The organism is Paenibacillus sp. MDMC362 (assembly GCF_003269305.1).
GTDB lineage: Bacteria > Bacillota > Bacilli > Paenibacillales > Paenibacillaceae > Paenibacillus_AQ.
Genome location: NZ_QLYT01000069.1, coordinates 44,129 through 66,424, shown reverse-complemented (window position 1 = coordinate 66,424; position 22,296 = coordinate 44,129). Strand labels below are relative to the sequence as shown.

Annotated in this window: 18 protein-coding genes and 4 riboswitches; of the genes, 7 read left to right on the top strand and 11 right to left on the bottom strand. The window is 47.4% G+C overall.

The features are described 5' to 3' along the window. Positions 1-179: 179 nt before the first annotated feature. Positions 180-611, top strand: a complete 432-nt coding sequence (locus tag DP091_RS28195) for a DnaJ family domain-containing protein (protein ID WP_113061372.1) — start codon at positions 180-182, stop codon at positions 609-611. Positions 612-778: 167 nt separating this feature from the next. Here DP091_RS28195 and DP091_RS28190 read toward each other — a convergent pair whose 3' ends face one another. The 6 genes from DP091_RS28190 to DP091_RS28165 form a co-directional block, all read right to left on the bottom strand. Beyond that, entirely contained in the window at positions 779-2,302 is a 1,524-nt protein-coding gene (locus tag DP091_RS28190) for an ABC transporter substrate-binding protein (RefSeq protein WP_258394722.1), read from the bottom strand. Between the two features lie 32 nt (positions 2,303-2,334). Then, positions 2,335-3,096 (bottom strand): response regulator transcription factor, encoded by a 762-nt coding sequence (locus DP091_RS28185; RefSeq protein WP_113061371.1) that lies wholly within the window; start codon positions 3,094-3,096, stop codon positions 2,335-2,337. After that, positions 3,071-4,834 (bottom strand): sensor histidine kinase, encoded by a 1,764-nt coding sequence (locus tag DP091_RS28180; protein ID WP_113061383.1) that lies wholly within the window; start codon positions 4,832-4,834, stop codon positions 3,071-3,073. The genes DP091_RS28185 and DP091_RS28180 overlap by 26 nt, the downstream gene beginning before the upstream one ends. A gap of 139 nt (positions 4,835-4,973) precedes the next feature. Continuing rightward, positions 4,974-6,470 carry an ABC transporter substrate-binding protein gene (locus tag DP091_RS28175; protein ID WP_113061370.1) on the bottom strand — a complete coding sequence of 499 codons (1,497 nt, stop codon included), beginning with the start codon at positions 6,468-6,470 and terminating at the stop codon, positions 4,974-4,976. Between the two features lie 89 nt (positions 6,471-6,559). Beyond that, positions 6,560-7,489, bottom strand: a complete 930-nt coding sequence (locus DP091_RS28170; RefSeq protein WP_113061369.1) for a carbohydrate ABC transporter permease — start codon at positions 7,487-7,489, stop codon at positions 6,560-6,562. 12 nt (positions 7,490-7,501) lie between these two features. Further along, positions 7,502-8,455, bottom strand: a complete 954-nt coding sequence (locus tag DP091_RS28165; RefSeq protein WP_113061368.1) for an ABC transporter permease — start codon at positions 8,453-8,455, stop codon at positions 7,502-7,504. 271 nt (positions 8,456-8,726) lie between these two features. Further along, a riboswitch (cyclic di-GMP riboswitch) is annotated at positions 8,727-8,813 on the top strand. Positions 8,814-8,870: 57 nt separating this feature from the next. Further along, positions 8,871-8,959: riboswitch (cyclic di-GMP riboswitch) on the top strand. A gap of 13 nt (positions 8,960-8,972) precedes the next feature. Between DP091_RS28165 and DP091_RS28160 the strand changes: the two genes are divergently transcribed. Both DP091_RS28160 and DP091_RS28155 read left to right on the top strand, forming a co-directional pair. Then, entirely contained in the window at positions 8,973-9,773 is an 801-nt protein-coding gene (locus DP091_RS28160) for a transglutaminase-like domain-containing protein (RefSeq protein WP_113061367.1), read from the top strand. A gap of 287 nt (positions 9,774-10,060) precedes the next feature. Continuing rightward, positions 10,061-13,735 carry an LPXTG cell wall anchor domain-containing protein gene (locus DP091_RS28155; RefSeq protein ID WP_113061382.1) on the top strand — a complete coding sequence of 1,225 codons (3,675 nt, stop codon included), beginning with the start codon at positions 10,061-10,063 and terminating at the stop codon, positions 13,733-13,735. 119 nt (positions 13,736-13,854) lie between these two features. Here the strand turns inward: DP091_RS28155 and DP091_RS28150 are convergent, their stop codons facing one another. From DP091_RS28150 to DP091_RS28130, 5 genes are all read right to left on the bottom strand, one after another. Further along, on the bottom strand, positions 13,855-14,385 hold the full coding sequence (locus tag DP091_RS28150) for a Rossmann-fold NAD(P)-binding domain-containing protein (protein WP_113061366.1): 531 nt from the start codon (positions 14,383-14,385) through the stop codon (positions 13,855-13,857). Positions 14,386-14,630: 245 nt separating this feature from the next. Next, positions 14,631-14,972 (bottom strand): YolD-like family protein, encoded by a 342-nt coding sequence (locus DP091_RS28145; protein ID WP_113061365.1) that lies wholly within the window; start codon positions 14,970-14,972, stop codon positions 14,631-14,633. Next, entirely contained in the window at positions 14,969-16,237 is a 1,269-nt protein-coding gene (locus tag DP091_RS28140) for a DNA polymerase IV (RefSeq protein WP_113061364.1), read from the bottom strand. The genes DP091_RS28145 and DP091_RS28140 overlap by 4 nt, the downstream gene beginning before the upstream one ends. Beyond that, a complete protein-coding gene (locus tag DP091_RS28135) occupies positions 16,234-16,617 on the bottom strand; it encodes a YhjD family protein (RefSeq protein WP_113061363.1) in 384 nt (127 codons plus the stop codon). Before DP091_RS28135 ends, DP091_RS28140 begins: the two co-directional genes overlap by 4 nt. 122 nt (positions 16,618-16,739) lie before the next feature. Beyond that, positions 16,740-17,447, bottom strand: a complete 708-nt coding sequence (locus DP091_RS28130) for a 2-phosphosulfolactate phosphatase (protein WP_113061362.1) — start codon at positions 17,445-17,447, stop codon at positions 16,740-16,742. 196 nt (positions 17,448-17,643) lie between these two features. On the opposite strand from DP091_RS28130, the gene DP091_RS28125 reads away from it, so the two are divergent. From DP091_RS28125 to DP091_RS28110, 4 genes are all read left to right on the top strand, one after another. Further along, positions 17,644-18,954: an MFS transporter gene (locus DP091_RS28125; protein WP_113061361.1), complete on the top strand. Its 1,311-nt coding sequence runs from the start codon at positions 17,644-17,646 to the stop codon at positions 18,952-18,954. A 112-nt stretch (positions 18,955-19,066) separates the two neighbouring features. Beyond that, on the top strand, positions 19,067-19,933 hold the full coding sequence (comA, locus tag DP091_RS28120; RefSeq protein WP_113061360.1) for a phosphosulfolactate synthase: 867 nt from the start codon (positions 19,067-19,069) through the stop codon (positions 19,931-19,933). Between the two features lie 193 nt (positions 19,934-20,126). Then, positions 20,127-20,771 carry a YitT family protein gene (locus tag DP091_RS28115; RefSeq protein ID WP_373456959.1) on the top strand — a complete coding sequence of 215 codons (645 nt, stop codon included), beginning with the start codon at positions 20,127-20,129 and terminating at the stop codon, positions 20,769-20,771. A 145-nt stretch (positions 20,772-20,916) separates the two neighbouring features. Continuing rightward, a riboswitch (cyclic di-GMP riboswitch) is annotated at positions 20,917-21,010 on the top strand. A gap of 212 nt (positions 21,011-21,222) precedes the next feature. Further along, positions 21,223-21,317: riboswitch (cyclic di-GMP riboswitch) on the top strand. Between the two features lie 161 nt (positions 21,318-21,478). Further along, complete coding sequence (locus DP091_RS28110) at positions 21,479-22,207, top strand: helix-turn-helix transcriptional regulator (protein ID WP_113061359.1); 729 nt, start codon at positions 21,479-21,481, stop codon at positions 22,205-22,207. Positions 22,208-22,296: the final 89 nt, after the last annotated feature.

Here is a 22,296-nt window from a genome sequence, read left to right as displayed (position 1 = left end):
TCCCTGACCCATCCAAAATGATCGGCGGTATACGCTGAAACGAGCTGTTAATTTTAAATCCGGCATGTTATATTTTGGATGATTTTACTCATCAGGATGACAAGGGGGAGGAATAAAATCTTTGACATTTCATCAAAAAAATTTTATTTCCCTTATATGTAAAATTGGAGGTGATCGATATGGATTTGAATGATGATCTAAAAGAATCCGCTTCTGCTCCTGAAGAAGATCATAGTGAAGAAAAGGAACGGCGCCACATGTCGACCAGCAGCGGGCTTCTGGAATCGGCCATCGACAAATTTGCCAGAGAAGGCGGCTTTGACGATTCGCCGTTTAAGGGAAAGCCGATTAAGATCGAAGACGGGGATGTTCTGACCGGGATCATGAAGAACGCGAATTACCAGCCAGCATGGGTCGAGCTGAGAAAAGAAATCGCTGCCGACATCAAGCGGCTCTTGGAGCGATCGGAGTCGGCTGCGATTCCAGAGACAGAGTTTGAGGCCATTAATCTAAAGATTATAAAGTACAACCGAATGGTTCCGAATCCACAGCTGCAAAAAGGGCTCCTGTCCGAAGTCAATTTGCACGCAGCCTATGATAAATGGGAGTAGCTAATTACCCTAACTGTATTTCCTTCCTGTCACCGTACAGGGGACCAAGTGGAAAATACGGCGAAAAAGACCTTGAAGCTCCGCTTCAGGTCTTTTTCGAATAGGATCCATGTCTCGATGTGGGGGTCAAGGTCCACTGGTCCCCGGAGGAACCCAGCTGCCAGCACTCACCTTGCCCTGCTCCGCCAAGCATCCAGCTGCTTCTGCACTTCCTGCCTTACGTCGTCTATGCCCGCCTGCTTCAGCTCTGCGTTAAACTTGGGGAGGATCGTATCCACATCGACGGAGCCTGTCATGAGGCTCGGATAATATTTATGCCAGACCATCTCGATGTTATCGGTTTGAGCGGTCAGCTGGGATAGATCGGGCGTAAAGCCGAGCACGGTGGACTTGACGACGCCAGCGTTGTATTTGCGGAATTGATCCCACTTGTCAAGGGGATCCGGGTTATCGCCGCCCATGGTTTTCAGGATAAACCAATTCCCCTGCGTGTATTGTACACCTGAATAACGGCTTGCAGGCGCATCCGGGAGCGGGTCGCCATGGCTGTCCATCTCCGTAGTTGGAACGACTTGCCCCTGTTCATCCAGCGTGTAGTGCACGCCTTCGATCCCATAGTTGAATAAGTTTCGTATTTCGGGGTCCGTATTGAGTAAATTCAAAAATTTAATACACTCTACGGGATGTTTGGTGTTGGCATTCACGGCCATGATGCCTCCCCGAACGGATTCCGTGGTGACGGTGCTTGGAGTTACGGGATGGGCTACAATCTTGTAGCCGCGATCCTTACTCCAAGTCGTCTCCGAGAGCGGACCGCCGCCCGAAGACTTCCAGAACACTTTGGCGCCGCGTTTAAGTCCTCCGGGCTCTCGCAGCGCGGCATCCTCATTAATGAAGCCCTCCTTGTAATAACGCCGCAACGTATCCAGCACCTGCCGCGCTTCCTTGGTTTCGAAAATATTCACCACCTGAGCGCTCGGGTCCAGTGATTTGATCATCAAGGGCAATTTATGGTTCATAATATATTCGTATCCATGGAGAGTGAAGAAATTGTGGGAATCTCGATCCAATTCCATGGGGATGTAGGCGGGCTCTTCCCGATGAATCATCCGAAGCAGCGGCTCAAGCGATTCCAGCGTATTGTATTTGGTAATGTCGATATTATATTTATTGACGATGGAAGCGGGGTACATCCACTGATCAAGCACGGCTAACTCTTTATTGGTCGGCACACCGTAAATGCTGCCATCGTTCATGCGTACCCCCTGCCAAAAGGTTGGGTCAATGGCATCGTACATTTCCTTGCCCAGGCCGGCAAGGTAGTCATCCAGCTTCAGCCAGGCGCCGCGCATAGCGGTCGTTGCATACTCAGGTGCAAAGGCGATATCAAACGGGCTGCCGGCGGATATGAGTGTGTTCAGACGATCCTCATACTCCTGCCAGCTTACCTTGACATAGGTGATCGTCACACCGATTTTACGAGCCATGATTTCATTGATTTTATCATTGACGAGCTGCAGATCCTTGTCGGGCTCGCCGATCGTATAATAGATCAGATTTACCGTGTCCCCATCGTATGTTTGGTCGTTGTATCCGGGCTGTCGGAAGCAGCCGGTTGTATAGGATGTCAGCAGCATTATGAGACTGATGATCATGAAGATGCGTGTGGGCCTTGGGTGCTTTAACATCATCGATACCCTCCTTTTTTTCGCCGCGTTCGCTGTTACCCTTTTCCCCGCAGTTCAGAAGGAGATTTTCGGAAAAAGCTGTGAAAATGCGTATAGAAATAGTTGAGATTGTTGTAGCCGACGGAAAAGGCGATGTAGGAAATCTTCTCATCTGTTGATTGAATTCGTTCTTGCGCAAGAAGCATTCGGTAAGCCATGAGGTATTCGGAAAACTTCATGTTGGTTTCTTTAAGAAACAATTGTCCAAGGTAGGTGCTGTTCATCTGGAAACGCTCCGCTACGGATTTCAACGTGATATTCTGAGCATACTCTGTCCTGATCATCAGCAGGATGCGGTTGACCAGCTTGGATAAGCTGTCGTGGCTTACACCTAATACCGGGTCCTTGTTCAAGCTTTCGCCGTTCCTGTTACCTATCGAACCGCCCAGATCCTCGACGATGATCTTCTCGATCACCTGCTGCAGCTTGGTGCGTTCCACAGGCTTGAGCAGATAGTCTTTGACGCCACACCGAATGGCTTCCTGGGCATATGTAAATTCACTATAGCCGCTCATAATGATATATTTCGTAGGAATTTGAAATTCGTTCAGCCTGCGGATCGCTTCATATCCAAGCTCCTTGCCAATGCAAACATCGAATATGGCGACATCCGGCAGCAGGTCGACCACCTTGGACATGGCTTCGTCCGTGGATTCGCAGGTCTCGATCCGGCCAAATCCGTATTGCTTCCAATCCAGAATTCGCTTCATTCCCTCCAAAATCTGAGGTTCGTCATCCACAATCATCAGTTTGTACATGTTCAATCACCTCTTTTGAAATCCGCACGGATATGTTGACTCCAGCTTCCTCATTATTCGCAATCTCGATCGAAAAGCCGCTCCCGTAGAAAAAGTGAAGGCGCGTATATACGTTGCGCAGTCCGATACTATGGGAAGAAGGTTCATCATGATTAGACATTGTGCTTCGAACGGTACGTAAACGCTCCGGAGGAATACCGCGCCCATTGTCCACGAATTCCAGTACGTAACCATCTTCGGCTTCATAGCCATTAACGACATACAAATTAAACTCATGATTCGCGTTAAAACCGTGGATAAAAAAATTCTCAGCCAAAGGCTGCATCCAGAATTTCACGGTAGGGATATGCAGCAGCGCCGGCTCTACATTCACTTGATAATAAAAACGCTCGGGATACTTAAACTCCATAATCTCCAAGTACTTCTGCAGCAATTCCAGTTCGCTCGCAATCGAAATGATATTTTCCTTTTTGACGATATCACGATAGAGCGTCCCCAGCGTTGCAATGGCATCAGCGGTGTCCCTGTCTTGATTGACAAGAGCAGTGGAGCGGATCACCTCCAACGTATTGTATAAAAAATGGGGGTTAATTTGATGTTGAAGCGCTTTCATTTCAGTTTCCTGCTGTTTGATCTTTAACAGATATTCGTTGCGGATATGCTTATCCAGCTGCTGAATCATATCGTCCAATTCCCGGGCGATCATGCCGTATTCATTTCGACGGTAACGGGCAGGGCGGTTAGGCGTGAAATTGGCCATCTTCACACGTCCAATCGATTGAATGATGCGGCGCAGGAAGAGGGCATCATCCCGCATATTGTATGCAATGAGCAGAAGCACGCTGATCATGGCCGTCAATATGATCATAAAGATGGTGATCAGCATCCCGGCATGCTGACGGATGAGCATAGATAAATCGATGATGCTGACGAATTTGAAATTAAACTTGGTGGATGGAAAGGAGACATAAAAGATATGCTTCAAAACGCCTTTCGAAATAATGCCGTGACTGCGTTCTTTCGCCGCGGCTAGTCGGGATAACTCCTCCAGGTCCCGGTCCTGTTCGTTACCGATCAGATATATTTCACCGGAGGGGCTGACTGCAGCGGCATTACCCAATCGGAAGCTTTGAACGGATTTAAAGATCTGCTCGCTGCTGACCAAGAAGCGCAGCTCACCGAATTCCTGGGAACCTGACGTTGGATTCGACAGTTTCTTGCGGTATACGAACCCCTTCATCAAGGTATCGCGAAAAGTTTCATCCGTATTCGGAAGCCCGAAGGTAAAGCTTGCAATTCCGTTATCATTAAAACGGACGACATTGCCATACTTGTCGGTATGCGTGCTTATCTGCGTGATTTCGCCCTGCGCCCAGCTGTACAGATAGGTCTTCACATCCTCCGGAAAAGAAACCAGCGGCTGTGAGAATTGGCTGTTCTGCAGCCTGCGGGTTAAGTAACCCTCAGCGCTGCTGCTTAAAAAGCTGCGAGCATCATCCATCAGAGCGGGATTGGAATACATTCGCTGCATGTAAGCCTCGATGCGATCGGCATCATACTGCAGCTCATTCTCTACGCGCGAGAAGGCATTGGCCGCCTCGATGCGGGCATTGCCAACCCATTGATTCAGCAGCATGGCACAGGTCAGCGTACCCAGCGTAAGTCCGATGACCACGACGAAGATGACATAGGCAATAAACTTGTGACGATAAATTTTGATTTGCAAAAAAGAGCCCATACGACACCTCGATTGCAGCAGGTCGTTGAAACAGATGTTGCCATATCTCAATTTAACACGATTAGCGCCCAGCTTCATAGATCTAAGGAAAAAGCACCCCTTAAGAGAGCCTCATTAAGGGATGCGCCTGATTGTAATCTTACTTGAAGTAATTGTTGATTTGCTCTTGGGCAGCTTGCATAATCGTGTCCATGCCGGCTGACTTTAATTCAGCCGTAATCTTCGGCACCATGGTTTCCGGATCGGATGCGCCCGTGATCAGCTCATATTTGTATTTATCCCATACGGCTTGGCAGTTCGCCACTTCGGTCTGAAGATCGGTGATGTCCAGCGCAAAGCCCAGAACGGTGGAAGAGGTCGCTGCATCGTTCAGCTTTTTAACCTGCTCCCATTGATCTTCAGGGGCGCCCTGGGTCACCGCCAAATTGAAGAATGTGCCTTGCGTGTAGGCAGCCAGCGGCCAAGTATCGGATGTACGCTCAATCACCTTTTCGCCATCGACATTGTTGTAGTCGACGCCTAACTCGCCGAATGCCAGCATATTGCGAAGTTTAGGATCGGTATTCACTAATTCAAGGTATTTCAATGCTTCCTTCTTATACTTGGAATTCGCTGAAATCGCGTTTAGCGAGCCTTGGATCGTGCTGGTGGTATAGATCGGTCCATAATGCTGTACCATATTATACTTTTCAATGGCGTCATTGATTTGCCAGCTGACCTCGGCTCCCGGGAATGCCTGGGCTGCAAAGAACGGTCTGCCTTTGTCGTTCTCCGTCTTCGTCGGAGCGTCCGGGTTGATGATGCCATCCTGATACCACTGATGCAGGAGCTTCAGATTTGCCATGATATCCGGCTGCTCGAGAACGGAGACGACCGTGCGCGATGCATCGTCCGCTTTTACGCCGATGGGAGGGAAGCCCAGCGTTAAATCGTCATATTCGTTAAAGAAACCGTTCAAGCCTTCGCCTTGCGTCATTGGCAGCGGATAGAAGCTTTTGCCTTCGCCGGCCTTCATGTCACGAAGCGGCTTATCCAGATCCTGCAATGTTTTGATATTGTTGATGTCGATATTGTACTTTTGCACATACTTGTCATCGAATACCCAGTACTGCGTCAGCGCGGAATCCTTGTATGTCGGAACGGAATAATATTTGCCGCCGATCTTGGTGCCTTCCCATACCTTTTCGGGAATCAATTTGTACAAGTCCGGCGTTTCGCTCTGAACCAGATCCGTAATATCGGCAAACGCGCCCATTGTCACTTGCTTGCTGTATTTACCGCTGTTCGTGAACATGATGTCGAAGGGCTCGCCGGTATTCACGATGGTGTTCATTTTGGTGTCCCATTCGCCCCAGCTGGCTACCTTGATGTCGACCTTCACGCCAATCTTCTCGGCCGTATAGGCATTCATGGCATCGACCGCCTTGCTGAAATTGTTCGGTACTTGGCCGCCGATGGTCCACCAGGTTAGCGTCGGAATATCCTTGCTTGTCGTTTCGGAGTCTTTGGATGTGTCCGGCGTCGCTTGGGATCCGTCTGTTGTGGAAGCAGGCTTCGAGCCGCCGCAGGCTGCCAAAGCGGTCAACATAAGCGTCAGCACGCACAGCGTAGAGATGAACTTTAATGCTCTTTTCATTTCATTTCCCCCTTTTTGAAGTTAAATTACCTGAGTGTTGTTCAGCGGATATTTATCATAAACCAAGCTTGTCTTGGTTTATTTCGTCATTAGCCCTTCACGGCGCCGACCGTCAATCCGGAAATAAAATACTTCTGGAAGAAAGGGTAGGCGAATGCTACAGGCAGCACGATGAGAATGGCGACCGCCATGCGGGCGGATTCCTTCGGCATCGTTGCGACGAGCATGGCGTAGCTAACGCCCATACTCGCTGCATTCTTGGCGAGTGCATCGACATTGCTCATTAAGCTGTTGAGCAGCGCTTGCAGGGAATACAGGTTCTGGTTGTCGATATACAGCATGGATTGAAACCAGTCATTCCAGTAAGCAAAGCAGAGAAACAATCCGATGGTGGCGATGACCGGCAGCGAGATCGGCATGATGATCGAGAAGAAGATTCGCAGCTGGCTCGCGCCGTCGATTTCGGCTGATTCGATCAGCCCGTCGGGAATCGTGCTTTTGAAAAAGGTTTTACATATGATGACGTTGAACGATGAAACGGCGAGCGGGAGAATAAGCGCCCAAATGCTGTCTTTCAGTCCCAGTAAATTCGTGTTAATGAAGTAGCTGGACACCAAGCCGCCGTTGAATACCATCGGGATGAATACCACCCAAGTCAGAAAGCCCCTCAGCTTGTAGTTTGGGCGAGAGAGAACGTAACCCATGGAGGCGGTTAGCAGCACCCCGAGCACGGTACCGACCACGGTAACGAGGGCCGATACACCGAGGGCCCGCAGAATCATCGTTCCCTGCTTGATGATGTAAACGTAAGCCTCGGCCGACAAAGCAACCGGCAGCAGATGATATCCGGTCTCTCGGATGGACTCCTCACTGGAGAAGGAGATGGACAGAACAACGATTACAGGTATGACGCAGAGCAGCGCCAAAATAATAAATACCAGGTTGAAGAACAGGTTGACGGCTTTATTTGTACGGTTAAACTTCTCAAGGCCCGTCTCGTAAGTGGTTTTTGGTGTCATCGTCTTGCCTCCTTACATCATCGCGCTATCCGGATCGATTCGACGAACAATCCAGTTAGCGATCAGAATCGTAGCGCATCCCAGAACAGACTGTACGAATGCGGCTGCGGATGCCATCCCTACGGTGGCGGTTTTCAATTGTTTATACACCATGACATCAATGGTGGTCGCCACGTTGAACAGCGAATTGGAGTCTCGCGTGACCTGATAGAACAAACCGAAATCGGTGTAAAATATGCGCCCTACGGCCAGGATGAACATCATGACGATCACCAGCTTGAGCATGGGCAATGTAATGAATCTTGTCTGCTGCCAAATCGAAGCGCCATCAATAACAGCTGCTTCATAATAGGTGCTGTCGATGCTCGTGATGGTTGCCAAATAAATGACCATACCATAGCCCAGGCCCTTCCAGACATTTAAGAGAATCAAGAAGAATGGCCAATATTTCGGCTCCATATACCAGTTAATCGGGTCGCTGCCCATACTGACGAGCATTTGATTGACAATTCCTTTGTCGAAGCTTAAGAAAGCCCAGCCTACCGCAGATACGACCACCCAGGATAGGAAATAGGGGAGGAACATCATCGTCTGATAGACCTTGCTTGCTTTACGGCTGTGGAGGAGTCCGATCATAATCGCGAATAGAACGGGCAGAACAATCCCCAGGACGATAAACACAATGTTGTATCCAATGGTGTTGCGAATAATGATCCAGGCGTCATTCGATTTGAACAAGAATTCGAAGTTTTTGAAGCCTACCCATGGACTGTTAAACACATTGCTCAAAAAGCCGCCGCTAATTCTGAAATTTTTAAAGGCGATAATGATCCCGAACATCGGTAAGAAACTAAACAGGATGTACCAAATCGTGGTCGGCAGCGCCAAGAGGGTTAGTTCCGTATCCTGCTTGTGCCAGCGTATTCGTAAGCGCTTTCGTTTTTTAGGTTCGGCTTGTGAGCTCATGTTTGTCACTCCTTACGGTGTTGTCTCGCTTGTCGTGCACTTGTTAGATTTATTGTATAAGAGGAAGATTCGATGCTTCCAGATAACAAACTTGATACTATAGTCAACAAACGTTAGATTCAAAAGATTTATTGCTCTATTGGTCGATTAATTAACAAGAGCCAAACGTTCGGATTAGACAGCTCTGTGGGACCTATAACAATATTACAAATTTTAATTTTTTTATTGATAGAAATGGATATATTTGATATGATGTATTCACAAAAGCTACTCACGATAACGGCAAACTTGTCGAAAGGCAAGGACGCAAAGCTACAGGGTCTTCTTGACGAAACGTCAATGACAGCCAGCTACCGAACGAAGACGCTTTTTTTGTTTTTTTGGACAAACATCCACTGAATCCTGTGAAACTCTAATACGATAATGGCAAACTTGTCGAAAGACTAGGACGCAAAGCTACAGGGCCTTCTTGACGAAATGTCAAATGGCAGCCTGGCCACCGAAGGGGAGTTACAGCATGCGCAACGCAATGTTCGCGATAATTGGACTTTTTGCGTTACTGATATGGGCTCCGGTTGTACAAGCTGCACCATCTGAAGATTGGCTGGGCTTGGAGGAACTGGATCGTGGGGCAATCGTCATTCGGTATGACGTGAAAGCAGGCACCAAAACGAAGCTCATGATCGGAAAAGGTCAGGATCAATATACATATGGGCTTTCGAGGGCGAAGCAGCAGGAAGTTTTTCCACTGCAGATGGGCAACGGGAACTACAAGATTTCCGTGCTCGAACAAGTCAGCGGCAGCAAATACAAGATCGTACAGGAAGCGGCAGTTAAACTTCAACTGACGAACGGCAGCCAAGTATTTTTGAACTCTGTACAAAATGTCGATTGGAGCGAAGAGGGCAAGGCTGCTCAGCTTGCGAAAAAGCTAACCCGCACTGCTCACTCCGACAAGGAAAAAGTACAGGCTGTCTACGAATATATCGTCGGGACGGTTCGGTACGACAACGCTCTGGCATCCAGCAAGCTGACGGATTACCTTCCCGATAGCAACCGCACGATCGCTGGACAAAAGGGAATGTGCTACGATTACGCCTCCCTGTTCGCTTCCATGCTCCGAAGCCTCGATATTCCGGCAAAGCTTGTCATGGGAACCTCGGAATACGTCGATGTCTACCACGCCTGGAATGAAGTATATTTGAACGGGCAGTGGGTAACCATTGACACAACCGTCGATGCAAGCTGGAAAAGCAAAGGGGCCGGATACAAAATGATTAAAGATGCCTCCAGCTATTCAGCAACCAAATACTACTAATTAATGCGTAGCAATAAAACTAAGCTTTGGACGATTATGTCCAAGGCTTATTTCGGTTGTATAGAAATTGTATAGTTTTGGCCGATATAATGCAGGAAGCCCGCTGGGTTCTGAAGGAAAATACAGACACCAATGAATCGTGCGCCCGTAACAGGTCCTGAAGATGATGGCTCGTGAAGTCCATTATTGGCATGCATTTTGATAGAAGCATGGGACGAATCAGCGCACGAAAAAGTAAGATCGGAACCGAATATTACGAGGGTAATGATAAGATTGAGGGAGAGATTATGAAGAAAAAAGTAAGTGGAGTTGTTGTGGCGCTGCTGCTTCTGTTTCAAACCCTATTGGGCACATTTGCTTGGACGGCGAATGCGGCGGGTAGCGAGCAGCCATCAGCCATTACTGTGCAGGAATCAGAGACTGGCGTGCAGGAATTAGAAGTTAGCGAGCCAAAGACAGTCACGGATGACGTATATAACACGCCAGCACCAGCAGTCGACATGGAAGGAATACTCACCAAAGTCGTATTAACCGATGTGAACGGTACCGTGGTTGATGCGGTGTATAATCCGGACAGCAGCCTGGACATCGGTGCAGCGGTTAATCTCAGCTACGAATGGGAGCTACCGAACGGACACGGCTACAAGAAGGGGGATACATTCACTTTCGAGCTGCCGATGCAGTTTGAGATTTTTACGGACATTGACGCACCGCTCCTTGCCGGTCAAGGCGAAGTTGGCCGATTTACGGTTGATCGGAACGGGAAAGTTGTGATGACCTTCAACGATTACGTGGAGAATCATTCCAACATCAGCGGCAAGCTGGAAATTCGCACAGAATTTAAGAAGGAAGTTCTTAAAGGAAGCACTGAAATCATTATTGCATTTCCGATAAAGGGTGGGGTTCAGACCGTCGTCGTGAATCTGAAGCCGCAAGGCGGAAAGCTGATCGAGAAGCAAGGAAAAGCGATTGGCAAAGACCGGATCGATTGGACGGTACAGATTAACAAGTCGCTCAATAAGATCAAGCACGCGGTCATCACCGATGAAATGCCTGAAGGCTTGGAGCTCATCGGGGATTCCATTGAGGTATACAATCTGCAGGTTAACGGTGACGGCTCGGCGGTTCTTGGCGAACGGCTGGATGCCGGCAAGTACACCGTTCAAACAGGCGGTGGCGGCAAGCTGGAGCTTGCATTCCAGGATGAAACAATCAGCAAAGCTTACGAAATTCGCTTTTCGACGAAGCTTATCGGTCAACAGTCACGGTTTGAGAATACCGCCGTCCTGTCAGGCGAAGGGATGGAAAATGTGGAGTCGACGGCGACCGTAACGGTAGATCGCGGCCAATTCTTGAATAAGTCGTATCGCCAGGATAAGGATACCGGAGTCATTACTTGGACGGTGAAATACAATTTCAACGAAAAGAAGATTCCGAGCGCTCAAGCCGTAATTACGGATGAATTTAGTGAGAATCATACCTGGGTTGCCGATTCGCTGAAGGTGTATAACGGGAATTCGACGAATGCCAAAGACCTGGTTTCAGAAGAGGATTATAACGCTGTAGCGAAAGGCACGAACGGATTCGAGCTTCAATTCAAGCAGGATATCGATTCGCCTTATACGATCGTTTATCAGACGATGCCGGTTGACCGCTTGAGCTCCGAAGGTCAGGAGGTCAAGAACAGAGTTGTATCGGGCGAAGCATTCAAGGAAGTAACGGCTCCGGGCTACGGAAGCCGTGCCCTGGTAAAAGGATCCTCGAACGTCAATTTTGACACAAAAACCGCGAAGTGGAAAATTACGGTCAATGGCGATAAAAAGCCGGACGGCACCAAATACAGCATGGAGAAGGTAGTCATCACGGATACGTTCCCGCAAGGCGGACTCGAACTCGTTCCGGATTCAGTGACTGTAAAAGCGGACGGGAAAGTCGTTCCAGAGGGCGATTATAAAATCGTGATCGATGATGTACGCAGCGGGTTTGTCATCGAATTCTCCAAGATTGACGCCACTTATACGATTGAATATGAAACGAAGTTTAACATCGGCTGGCTGAAGGATCGCAAACGGGACTTTTTGAACAGAGCCTCGATGACATGGGTCGAAGAAGGCAAGAGCAGAGGGCCAATTGAGCGGGATGCTAGCTTCTCCGCTGACGATTATACGAAAAATAACGGCGGTAAAGGCGGCAGCTACAATCCTGTCGACAAAGAAGTGACGTGGAATATCAAGATGAATTATAATCTCGATTCGCTTAACGAAGCGATCGTAACCGATGCTCTGAAGCACCAGCAGAAGCTTGTGCCGAATTCGGTCAAGGTATACGAGATGGAGTTGACCGGGGGACGGAATGGCGCTCAGAAGGGCTCGCTAGTTCCAGCTGAACAATATGCAGTGACTGAACCATCAGAAGCTAACGGAAACCAGCTGTCCGTTCGGTTTACCAGCCCGATCTCATCGGCATACTGGATTGAATTCAAAACATCGCTGGAAGACACATTGATTGTCAACAAAATCGATAATACCGCCGTACTGCTGGATGGCAGCGCTAAAAAAGCGACATGGAACGCCAGCGTAACGATTCCTCACGGCGGCGAATATGTGAAGAAGAGCGGCTCCCAGAACGGAAACAAAATCGACTGGGAAATTCGCATCAATGAAGGTCAGTCGCATATTTCCAACGCAAAAATTATCGATAATCCAAGTCCGAACCAGATCTTGATCGAGGATTCCTTCCGCTTGTATGCGACCAAGATCAATGCAAACGGAAAAGCGGAAAAAGCCCAAGAGCTGACTAAAGGGAAGGATTATACCTTAACCATCCATAGGCTTGATGGTGATAAAGAGACATTCGAGTTGAAATTCACAAATGACATCTCGACGGCTTATATTTTGGAATATCAGTCGTTCATTATTGCTGAAGATAAAGAGGCTGTACAGAATAAGGTGGCTCTCGAAGGAGATCAGCTGAAGACGGAGATTCGGGAAACGACGGAAGAGGTTATTGTCCGTACTTCCTCGGGTTCAGGCTCCGGAGGCGGCGTAACGGGCAGCCTGGAAGTAACGAAGGTGGATCAGGACGATCAGACGAAGCCGCTGGCAGGAGCCAAGTTTGCGCTCTATGATAAGGCAGGCAAACGGACGCCGATCGTTAAAACCACGGATGATGAAGGCAAGATCCTGTTTACAAAGCTGCTGTACGACGACTATGTTTTGGAGGAACTGGCCGCTCCAGAAGGATATAAGATCGAGCAGGCGAAGTGGGACGTAACGATTGATTTCAGCATCAAGAATCAAGACAACGTTAAGAAAATGATCGTTACGAACCGCAAGGAAGAGCCTGTAATTCCTGGCGAACCGACGGATCCGACAGATCCGACAGATCCGACAGATCCAACAGATCCTGAAAACCCAACGGATCCTGGCAATCCGACCGATCCAGGCAACCCGTGGAACCCAACAGATCCTGGCAATCCGACGGATCCAGGAAACCCGTGGAACCCAACGAATCCTGGTAATCCGACGGATCCAGGTAATCCGGGGAACCCAACGAATCCTGGCAATCCGACAGACCCAGGTAATCCGGGGAACCCAACCAATCCGGACAATCCGACCGGTGAGGTAGAGGTGCCGGACGAGGATGTTCCAAGAGGTGAACCAACAACGCCTGAGACGCCTCAAGAACCTGAGACACCTCAAACACCTGAGACACCTCCAGCAGAGCCGGAAACACCTGCCATCGATATTGACGAAGAGGATATTCCGCGAGGAGGAGTCGATCCTGAGCCTCAAAAGCCGGATGCACCAACTCCGTCTGAGAACGCTTCGACACCGCAACCGACGGTTCCGATGCTTCCAAAAACGGGAGAATCGAGTCCTTATCCGTTCTATTTGGCGGGGCTCGGGCTGATCGCTTTCGGTGTATGGTTAGGTCGCAAACGGATAAAAATGAAACCATAACGTCTCACGCTATACTTCGGCTCTTCTTGTCCAATTACCTGGGCAAGGGGAGCCGTTTTCCATGTTGGGGATTCAATCCCGTCCATTAGGCTTGTTCGGAGATCAGATCATGGGGCGAGTTATATCCCCGTTTCTAAAATTGTCTCCGTTTGATTCAAACTGGTCAACGCTACACTAGCCTCCCATAACTGTTTCCTATTTTCATGGTTATAAGAAAGTTCGGATGATTTTATTTGTTTCGTACCTTCAAAATATTTCCCTGTCGTTTGGTTAAACCTGCTATCGGTTACTAGCGAAGCCAAAGCTTTCCCGGACTGACGCACCGTATTCACGTTAGGGTAAAATAGCGTTAAAACAGGCATAAGATAGTTCCAAACAAATCTCATAATCGGCGTATAGCTTTGAGCAAGTCCCGTGCCTGGCATCATTCCCGGATCGAAAGCATTAACGGTAATATTCAGGTAGCTCTCAAAAATAAGGAAGATTTGCTGGCGGCTGTTGCGGTTGAAAATTTTGAGATGCTGACCAGCACGATTCGAAAAACAATGGAGAGCATAAACGATTCGCGAAAACTTATATATGCTATTTTGTGCACGTATTTTGAATTTGGTAGTGTTTAGAAAAGGCAGAAAACATTCGGAAATCTCCAACCGAATTAACCGCCATCATGTATGCGTTCATCCATGGCTTGGTTGAATTGAATTCAGCCCAGCATACGGAATCGGAAAAGGGACTGGATCATCCAACCCATCTTCTCGATTCTTTTCTCGATCTGATTTTTATTTAGGAATCGTGTCTAAACCAATGTGCAGTAACATAAATACCAAAAGTACCTCTGATCGAGATCAGAGGTACTTAATGTGTGTTCATCTCACGCCGGGTTTAGTTTTATAAATCATGATCCTGCTGAAATGATTTCGTCAATTTTAATCCAACGTGATTCCTCTTCGGCCATGGATAGTTTGATCTCCCGTCTAAACGTATGGATCAGCACGACAATTCCTGTCAATTGCGTGTCCTCATATTCATCGAATAGCTTCACGGTAATCATGCGGTGTTCATGAAATGACTCGGCGAGCGCACCCTCGATTAATTCCATTTCTTGCGGATCCAGCGTCGGCCGACCTTTCCGTCCTTCTTCCAGTTGCCTGCGAATGATGGTTTCTTTGTGTTCCGGCAGCATCATCCGGCTGGATTCCCACAGCCCATTGCCCTCAAGCTTTTTTCGTGTTGTCATTTATAGTGTCCTCCTATCTTGGCTGATCGATCCAGCGCTTGGCCTGCGTCCGTTTTGGATACGGCTCGGATCACAATCGAATTCCCGTATTTATTTTTCAGGGCATCGGTCACCCGTTCCAGTGCCATCGACCGCTCCCGTCCGGTATCAAACAATGACAATTGGTATTCCGTATCCGGGGAAAACTGTGACAAGCTAATACCGACCCGCCGAATCGGCAGGCCGTCCCAATACGTTTCAAGCAGCCGGCATGCCCAGCGGTAAACCTGATTCGTAATATTCGATGGATCCTCCATCTTCATCTGTCGGCTAAATCCCGTAGGGCGGTCAAAGTCTGCCCCCATACAACCGACCGACACCACATGCCCCATAAAACCAAGACCGCGGCATCGCTGGCAAACCAACTCCGTCAGCTCCAGCAGCACGACCTTGATTTCTTCCAGCTTGGTATAATCGCGAGGGAGGGTCATCATATGTCCAACCGATTTAGGGTCAACCTGGTGCGTGCCTGGCCTTACCGGGCTATCATCGATTCCGTTGGCAATTCGCCAGTACATCTCGGCGGAGATATCGGAATTTTTACCGAATTTACGGCGCATCATCTGCTTCAATTTAGCAAGAGGCGTCTGAGCCACGCTGCCGATCGTGGGCAGGCCCATTACGTTAAAGTGGCGGGTCATCTTGCTGCCGGCCATAAACATGCAGCTAACGGGCAGTTTCCAGAGGGTCTCGGGAAGCGAGTCCTTGGACAACGTGTAGATGCCGGACGGATTTTTCTTGGCGTAGTTATCACAGGCGGTTTTAGCCAGGATTTTGGTTTCGCCGATGCCGAAGCGAGCGTATACACCCGTGGCATCCATGATATGACGCTGAATGGTTTTGGCTAACTCGTCCGGTGTGCCGAACAGATGCAGCGAACCGGTAACGTCTAAAAATTGCTCGTCGATACTGTAAGGCTCAACTAAATCGGTATAACTCTTGTATATCTCCGTGATTTGCATCGAAACGTCAATATACTTCTGCATCCTGGGTTTGATGACGACAAGATCCGGGCACTTGGATAGTGCCTCTCCTAATCGCTCTGCCGTCGTTATTCCTTTTGCTTTAGCAAGCGGACAAGCAGCCAACACGATGCCTGAACGTCTTTCCGGATCCCCTGCAACGACCAACGGGCGGTTTTTATACTCGGGGTGGTCTGCTTTCTCAACAGATGCATAAAAGGACTGGCAATCCCCTAACATGATCACTCGGTTAGATGATTTCACAGCGAACTCCCCTTATCTGCGATTTTTAGCCCCAGGTAGGTGTACGATCTCTGCTCGATCTCTGCCTCAATCAGCCCCCACAGTATAGACAGCTTGTGATGATACCCTCTGCAGATGAATTCAACCTCAATGCCAAGTTTTGTTTTTCGATCCTCGTAAACCTTAATGGCGTATTCACGCATTTTCCTGCGAGCCAGAGCTAAATCGGATAATGCAGCTGCCTGCAAGTGGTCGATCATCGCATTCGTTAGCTCCGGGGTCTTTAAATCTGCTCTGCATAGGACCGAACGGTCATGCTCTAACACATCAAGTAAAAGGGGTAATAAAATATAATCCTTCACCAGTTGGGTTTCATCTGGTTTCAACCCAATACTCAACATCGTTAACCACCTCATTGACGAGAACGTTTGTTTGTATTATATGCGAACATTCGTTCTTTTATCAATGTAAATTATACCCTTATGATGAGGAATCAGAAACTCACAAGCGGTACCTAGCATAATCAGTGATTAAAGACCCCCACCTGGAGCCTTTCAATCAACGGATGGTTTTTGTTCAGATTCACTTTCATTACAAAATCGGAAGGGATCTCTTGGATGCAAAACGAGATATCCTCCCGTAAAAATTCCGGTTTTTCAATATCGTAAAATTTTCCGGCCGCTTCTGACTTTCGAATTCGTTCAATGGTTTGCTCGGCAGATATACGATTAGTGTCTTGGAGAATCTCCGCTATATATTGTGCGCAGGCCAGATCATCATCCCCTGACGGATGCGAAGCAATTACATTAATCATCATGCCATCGTCTTTTAATAAATTCCTCTTTATAAACTCTGCGGTTGTTCTTGCATTTGTGAACCCGGTTACGAATAGATGCTCGGTGCTCAATGCGTTTAGGGTCGCTGTAACTCCATTGGTTGTCTTTTGGATCAGAAATTTCTCCCGAAGATCGAAGTCATGTAAACGCGCAGGCGAATTATCCAGCTCAAACCCCGGAATCGGCAGACCCCGTATCTCTCCCGCCAATAAAAAGTCAGGGTAGATTTTCTTTAGACGCAAGGCATCGTCCAGAGTTCCTGCCAGAATGATACCCTGAACCCCACGGATAAAGGCATAGTGCGCTACGGTAAAAGCCCTTATAACATCAATTACAACATTGATGTGTGATGCGCCCAAGGTGTGATGGTGTCCTTGAATAATCTGTATCGGCATGTCGTATCCCCTTTTAACCCGGTACAATGGGCTATTTTAGTAACAGTATATTTGCCCAAATCCAAGGAGTGCTCCAATCCTCTAATCGATTCGGCAGCTGATGGAATATTAAGTCCGGATGTGGTGATAATTAGGAAGCGTGGTAATAAAGATAATGTTCTCTTCTACACGAACTTCAAGTCCGAGGAGCGATACCATGGAGAAGACCAAAAAGCGAAAACTGAATATCAGCTTTCATAGCGATATCGACCTGCAGACCGGCTCCGCGGAGACACAAGACAGCGAATCCACCGGAAAATCGAAAAATTCTACCGGCTCAAAGGGTCAAGTGTGGGAATTTATCGCACTGGCGACGATCCCGATCGTGCTCGTTTTCGGCAATTCCATGCTAGTTCCCGGGCTTCCCGAAATGCAAAGGGAGCTGGGTATCAATAAATTCCAAAGCAGCTTGATCATCACGATTTTCTCCTTGGCAGCTGGCTTGTTTATTCCGATTATTGGTTATTTGTCCGATCGGTTTGGACGCAAAGTTATTATTATACCCGCCCTGATCCTATATGGAGGCGCCGGCATTCTGGCAGGATTCGGTGCCATTTGGAACTCTTTTGGGGTGATTATTACCGCGAGGGCGATTCAGGGGCTAGCGGCCGCCGGAACAGCGCCGATTGCCATGGCGCTCGTCGGCGATTTATACGATGGCGGGACAGAGAGCAAGGCACTGGGCCTAATCGAAGCCTCCAATGGCGCGGGCAAGGTACTGAGCCCGATCATCGGCTCCTTGCTTATGCTCATCGTATGGTATGCTTCCTTCTTCGCATTTCCCGTGTTCTGTGCACTATCGTTGTTGGCCGTCATTTTTATGATCAAGGAATCGAAACAACATTCAAAGCAAGAACTAAGGAAGTACCTCGGAAAAATCGGAGGCATCTTTAAAGAAAAAGGCCGCTGGCTCATCACTGCTTTTTTTGCCGGTTCGCTGGGGTTATTCATTTTGTTTGGCATACTGTTTTATCTGTCCAACATTCTTGAAGACAAGCCGTATAACATTGACGGGGTCGTGAAGGGCTTGATTTTGGCCATTCCATTACTCGGGATGGTTATCACTTCCTATACGACTGGAAGCCTGATCAAGAAGAATGGCCTGCTGATTCGTTGGCTGATGAATATCGGACTGATTGCCATGACCCTATCTTTGGCAGCTACACTTTTCTTTTTTAAGAACATTTACGTGTTTATCGGGTTACTGACAGTCAGCTGCATCGGAACCGGAATGCTTCTTCCTTGCTTGAATACGATGATCACCGGCGCTGTTGAGAAAAGTGAGCGAGGGATGATTACGTCCCTTTATAATAGCTTGCGATTTTTGGGAGTTGCAGCAGGGCCACCCTTGTTCGGGTGGATGATGGATAAATCGGATCAGGTTGTTTTTATAACCGTGTCTTCACTATCTTTGGTTACTCTAGGTTTGGTGTTCTTTTTGATTAAGCCGCCTCGGCAGATCGGATGACCGTGACAAATCCCTATGACAAAAGATGGGCACCTGTCAATGGGTATGAGCATATTATGCCAATGTCATTGGATTAAACGACTAAATCAAAAAGAATTGAGGAGATCCTAGAATGAACAGTTCCCTGCGAACAGTTTGGCCCATGGAGATATGTGATCCGAGCGGGCTGCGCGAAAATCCCGAACACGGCAAAAAAGACCACGACACCTACGGGGTCATGGAACGCGGGATGACAATGGTTATTGATAAAGGCCTGGGTAGAAACATGTTCTCGGATGTGATCGAAACAGCCTCGGATTACATCGATTGTGTCAAATTCGGTTTTGGGACGGCTCCGCTGTATAAAACGGAAATGCTGCTATACAAGATCAATCTAGCCAAACAACATGGAATCACGGTCATGCCCGGCGGGACCTTGCTTGAGACAGCCGTGCAGCAAGATGTCGTCCCCGCATTTTTTAATACCGTTTGCCGTCTCGGATTTAACGCTATAGAAGTATCTGACGGCACGATTGAAATGTCTCGAAAAAAACGAACGGAACTCATCCGGGAAGGTAAACAACGCGGACTTCGGGTTTATACGGAATATGGTAAAAAACAATCCGGTTCCCACATCGACGCCGAAATGCTCGCGTATACGATGGAAGCGGATTTGGACGTAGGCGCCGAGTTTATCATCGTTGAAGCGCGCGAGTCAGGACTGGGCATCGGTATTTACGATAAGCATGGCGAGTGTCAGGAAGAAATGATAAATAATATCATCGACAACGTGTCGGATGCAAGAAAGCTGATTTGGGAGGCACCTCTTAAGCAGCAGCAAGCGATGCTTCTCCGTAAATTTGGATCTCATGTACATTTGGGAAATATCCAACCCACCGAAGTGCTTTCCCTTGAAACGATGCGCCGGGGCCTTCGTCAAGATACGTTTGAACTTGGGGTGAGAGAGAATCAAACAGATGGATTTTGTTACGTGATTTAAAAACATAGACCAAACCACAAGAAGAATGATAAATACTAGCGGGCTGCTATGGATATCTCCAGAGTCAGCCTATACATATTTTCGTTAAAAAGATCTATCCCGGTATCCCCTTCAGGGAACAAGCATACACTTAAAAAAACAGGACTAGCTTGTTACTCTAATCGATGAAGGATGATTCCGTGTGAACTTACAGATCCTACCCGGGCGGAAGAGCCCCTTTTTCTATCGTCATGCTTCCAAGAAACTTTTCTACATTACCGCCGGCTCCATCATTCAAGGTTTTGCCATGGCCATGTTCTTGTTTCCTCACGCCATTCCTTCGGGGGGAGGAGCTGGAATCGCGGTGCTTCTGAACCATGCGTTCGAGATCCCGATGAGTCTCGGACTGTGGCTCGCTAATTTTATTTTCCTCGCCTTTACAGTCCCTTATCTTGATGGTGTCAGTGCCTTCGGGACCATATTTGTTATAACGGTGACGTCCGTTTCCGTTAATTTCTTCGAGGTGTTCCTAGAACCCCCGTTCGGCAACGTATGGATCGATCTTCTCTTCGGCTCGGTTATTCTCGGAACAGGTGTCGCCATCCTCATAAAGCAGAGGGTATCGAACGGGGGAATCGGTTACGTTGCCTTAGCCATCTATAAGTATAAAAGAATCAACCCGGGCACCTCATTGTTCTGGATGAATGGAATCATATTCGCCTTCGCTGCCTATGCGATCGATTGGAAAATTATTATCCTTGCAGTTATATGCCAGTGGATCTCAACCCGGATCATTAACTGGATTCACCAGTTCCCTCCCCCGAAATCGGTCTATCAACCCGCTTGGCGCAAAAAGTGATTCTGTATACGTGTAAGAGTGATTGACAAATATAACAAAAATATGGGAATTTGGGTCGTGCGACCTATATTAAATGAAAAACAATGTAAGTTATAGTTTGAATAAGTCACAATATGTTTGGATATTCGACAAATTCATACTCTTCGTACGACAATAGCAAACCCGCTGAAAAGCGGTGACGCAAAGCTACAGGGGCTAATGTGATCTTCTTCAGACCGCGATGCCAGCCAGTTGCCGAATACGACGGAAGCCTCCGTCACTTCTTACTAGTTTTGTTCACCTATGTCTTTAAGTTGATGGAGGTTATTTGTGTTGTTTATTAAATTTTTATAAAAGGGGGACCTGTACTAGTCTTAACGAGTCTTATCTACCTGAAAAGGGACTTTTTTAAATATATTGAAAGGCAGGTGAATCGTAGATATAATATTCGGTCACACAATCGAATCGTTTCGTACGATAATAGCAAACCCACTGAAAAGTGGCGACGCAAAGCTATAGGGGCTAATGCGGGTCTGCCTAAGACCGCGATGCCAGCCAGTTGCCGAATACGACGGAAGCCTCCGTCCTATTTTGCTATGGTTATCTTAATGGATGGTGGTTTTTTATTGTTTATTTTCGCTTATAAGCTACCGAATTAAGAAGCGGAGATGACTAGAAGATCGATTTCATTATTAATCACTTATTCTTAAAAGGAAGAAGGGAAAATAATGGGCCGTAGAACACTGCTGGAAGCAAACGATCATTTTCCTAATATCCTCAGTATATCTGAAATAAAAGGAAGGTTGATTGAACGGAAAGAAATTCTATATTTGCTGCAAGAGGAAACCAGGAATATGAACGATTTGCTGTCCATACCTTATTTATTTGTTATAACAGATACGGATGGTGCCGTTATCGATTATTGCGGAACAGGTTCTTTAAGAAGCTTTCTCGAGAGGAACAATATAAAAAATGGGACCTCGTTGGCAATGAAAGATGCAGGTAGCAATGCTATTTCATTATCTATGGAACAACAATCGCTTTCGGTCGTAGTCGGGGCCGAGCATAGTAATCGCGTGTTTTCAGAATTGGCGTGTGTTTGTACTCCCCTTCGAATAAAAAATGTGATCATAGGCTACCTTGGTCTTAGTTTTCATTATTTGCACGAGGTTACATTTGCCATACCGCTCATTGAACACCTGGCCAAGAATATTGAAGAAAAATTACCTCAAAAGGACCCCATTTTACAAAAAGAGCTGACTTATTCTCACTTTGACCAATATGAATTAACAAATCGGGAAAAAGAAATAGCCTATGGGTGGCTGGAAAATAAAAACGTACCTGAAATTGCAGGCATTTATGGGATTAGCCAAAGCACGGTCCGTACGTTTATAAAAAAGATATACGCAAAAACGAGAGTCAACCATAAAGGAGCATTTCTTAAAAAATTTACATAATCATCCTAAAACTTGTCTTAAAACAAAGATTACCCAATTCTGGGTATTTTTTTTATTGCTGTCGAAATTTATAATGATAAGTAAGTTAT

What these genes read in the sequence shown, in the direction of transcription:
- DP091_RS28110 (WP_113061359.1), top strand. Translation starts at nt 21,479, where the DNA reads ATGGGCCGTAGAACACTGCTGGAAGCAAACGATCATTTTCCTAATATC.
- DP091_RS28180 (WP_113061383.1), bottom strand. Translation starts at nt 4,834, where the DNA reads ATGGGCTCTTTTTTGCAAATCAAAATTTATCGTCACAAGTTTATTGCC.
- DP091_RS28155 (WP_113061382.1), top strand. Translation starts at nt 10,061, where the DNA reads ATGAAGAAAAAAGTAAGTGGAGTTGTTGTGGCGCTGCTGCTTCTGTTT.
- DP091_RS28170 (WP_113061369.1), bottom strand. Translation starts at nt 7,489, where the DNA reads ATGACACCAAAAACCACTTACGAGACGGGCCTTGAGAAGTTTAACCGT.
- DP091_RS28185 (WP_113061371.1), bottom strand. Translation starts at nt 3,096, where the DNA reads ATGTACAAACTGATGATTGTGGATGACGAACCTCAGATTTTGGAGGGA.
- comA (WP_113061360.1), top strand. Translation starts at nt 19,067, where the DNA reads ATGAACAGTTCCCTGCGAACAGTTTGGCCCATGGAGATATGTGATCCG.
- DP091_RS28160 (WP_113061367.1), top strand. Translation starts at nt 8,973, where the DNA reads ATGCGCAACGCAATGTTCGCGATAATTGGACTTTTTGCGTTACTGATA.
- DP091_RS28165 (WP_113061368.1), bottom strand. Translation starts at nt 8,455, where the DNA reads ATGAGCTCACAAGCCGAACCTAAAAAACGAAAGCGCTTACGAATACGC.
- DP091_RS28190 (WP_258394722.1), bottom strand. Translation starts at nt 2,302, where the DNA reads ATGATGTTAAAGCACCCAAGGCCCACACGCATCTTCATGATCATCAGT.
- DP091_RS28175 (WP_113061370.1), bottom strand. Translation starts at nt 6,470, where the DNA reads ATGAAAAGAGCATTAAAGTTCATCTCTACGCTGTGCGTGCTGACGCTT.
- DP091_RS28125 (WP_113061361.1), top strand. Translation starts at nt 17,644, where the DNA reads ATGGAGAAGACCAAAAAGCGAAAACTGAATATCAGCTTTCATAGCGAT.
- DP091_RS28145 (WP_113061365.1), bottom strand. Translation starts at nt 14,972, where the DNA reads ATGACAACACGAAAAAAGCTTGAGGGCAATGGGCTGTGGGAATCCAGC.
- DP091_RS28130 (WP_113061362.1), bottom strand. Translation starts at nt 17,447, where the DNA reads ATGCCGATACAGATTATTCAAGGACACCATCACACCTTGGGCGCATCA.
- DP091_RS28135 (WP_113061363.1), bottom strand. Translation starts at nt 16,617, where the DNA reads ATGTTGAGTATTGGGTTGAAACCAGATGAAACCCAACTGGTGAAGGAT.
- DP091_RS28195 (WP_113061372.1), top strand. Translation starts at nt 180, where the DNA reads ATGGATTTGAATGATGATCTAAAAGAATCCGCTTCTGCTCCTGAAGAA.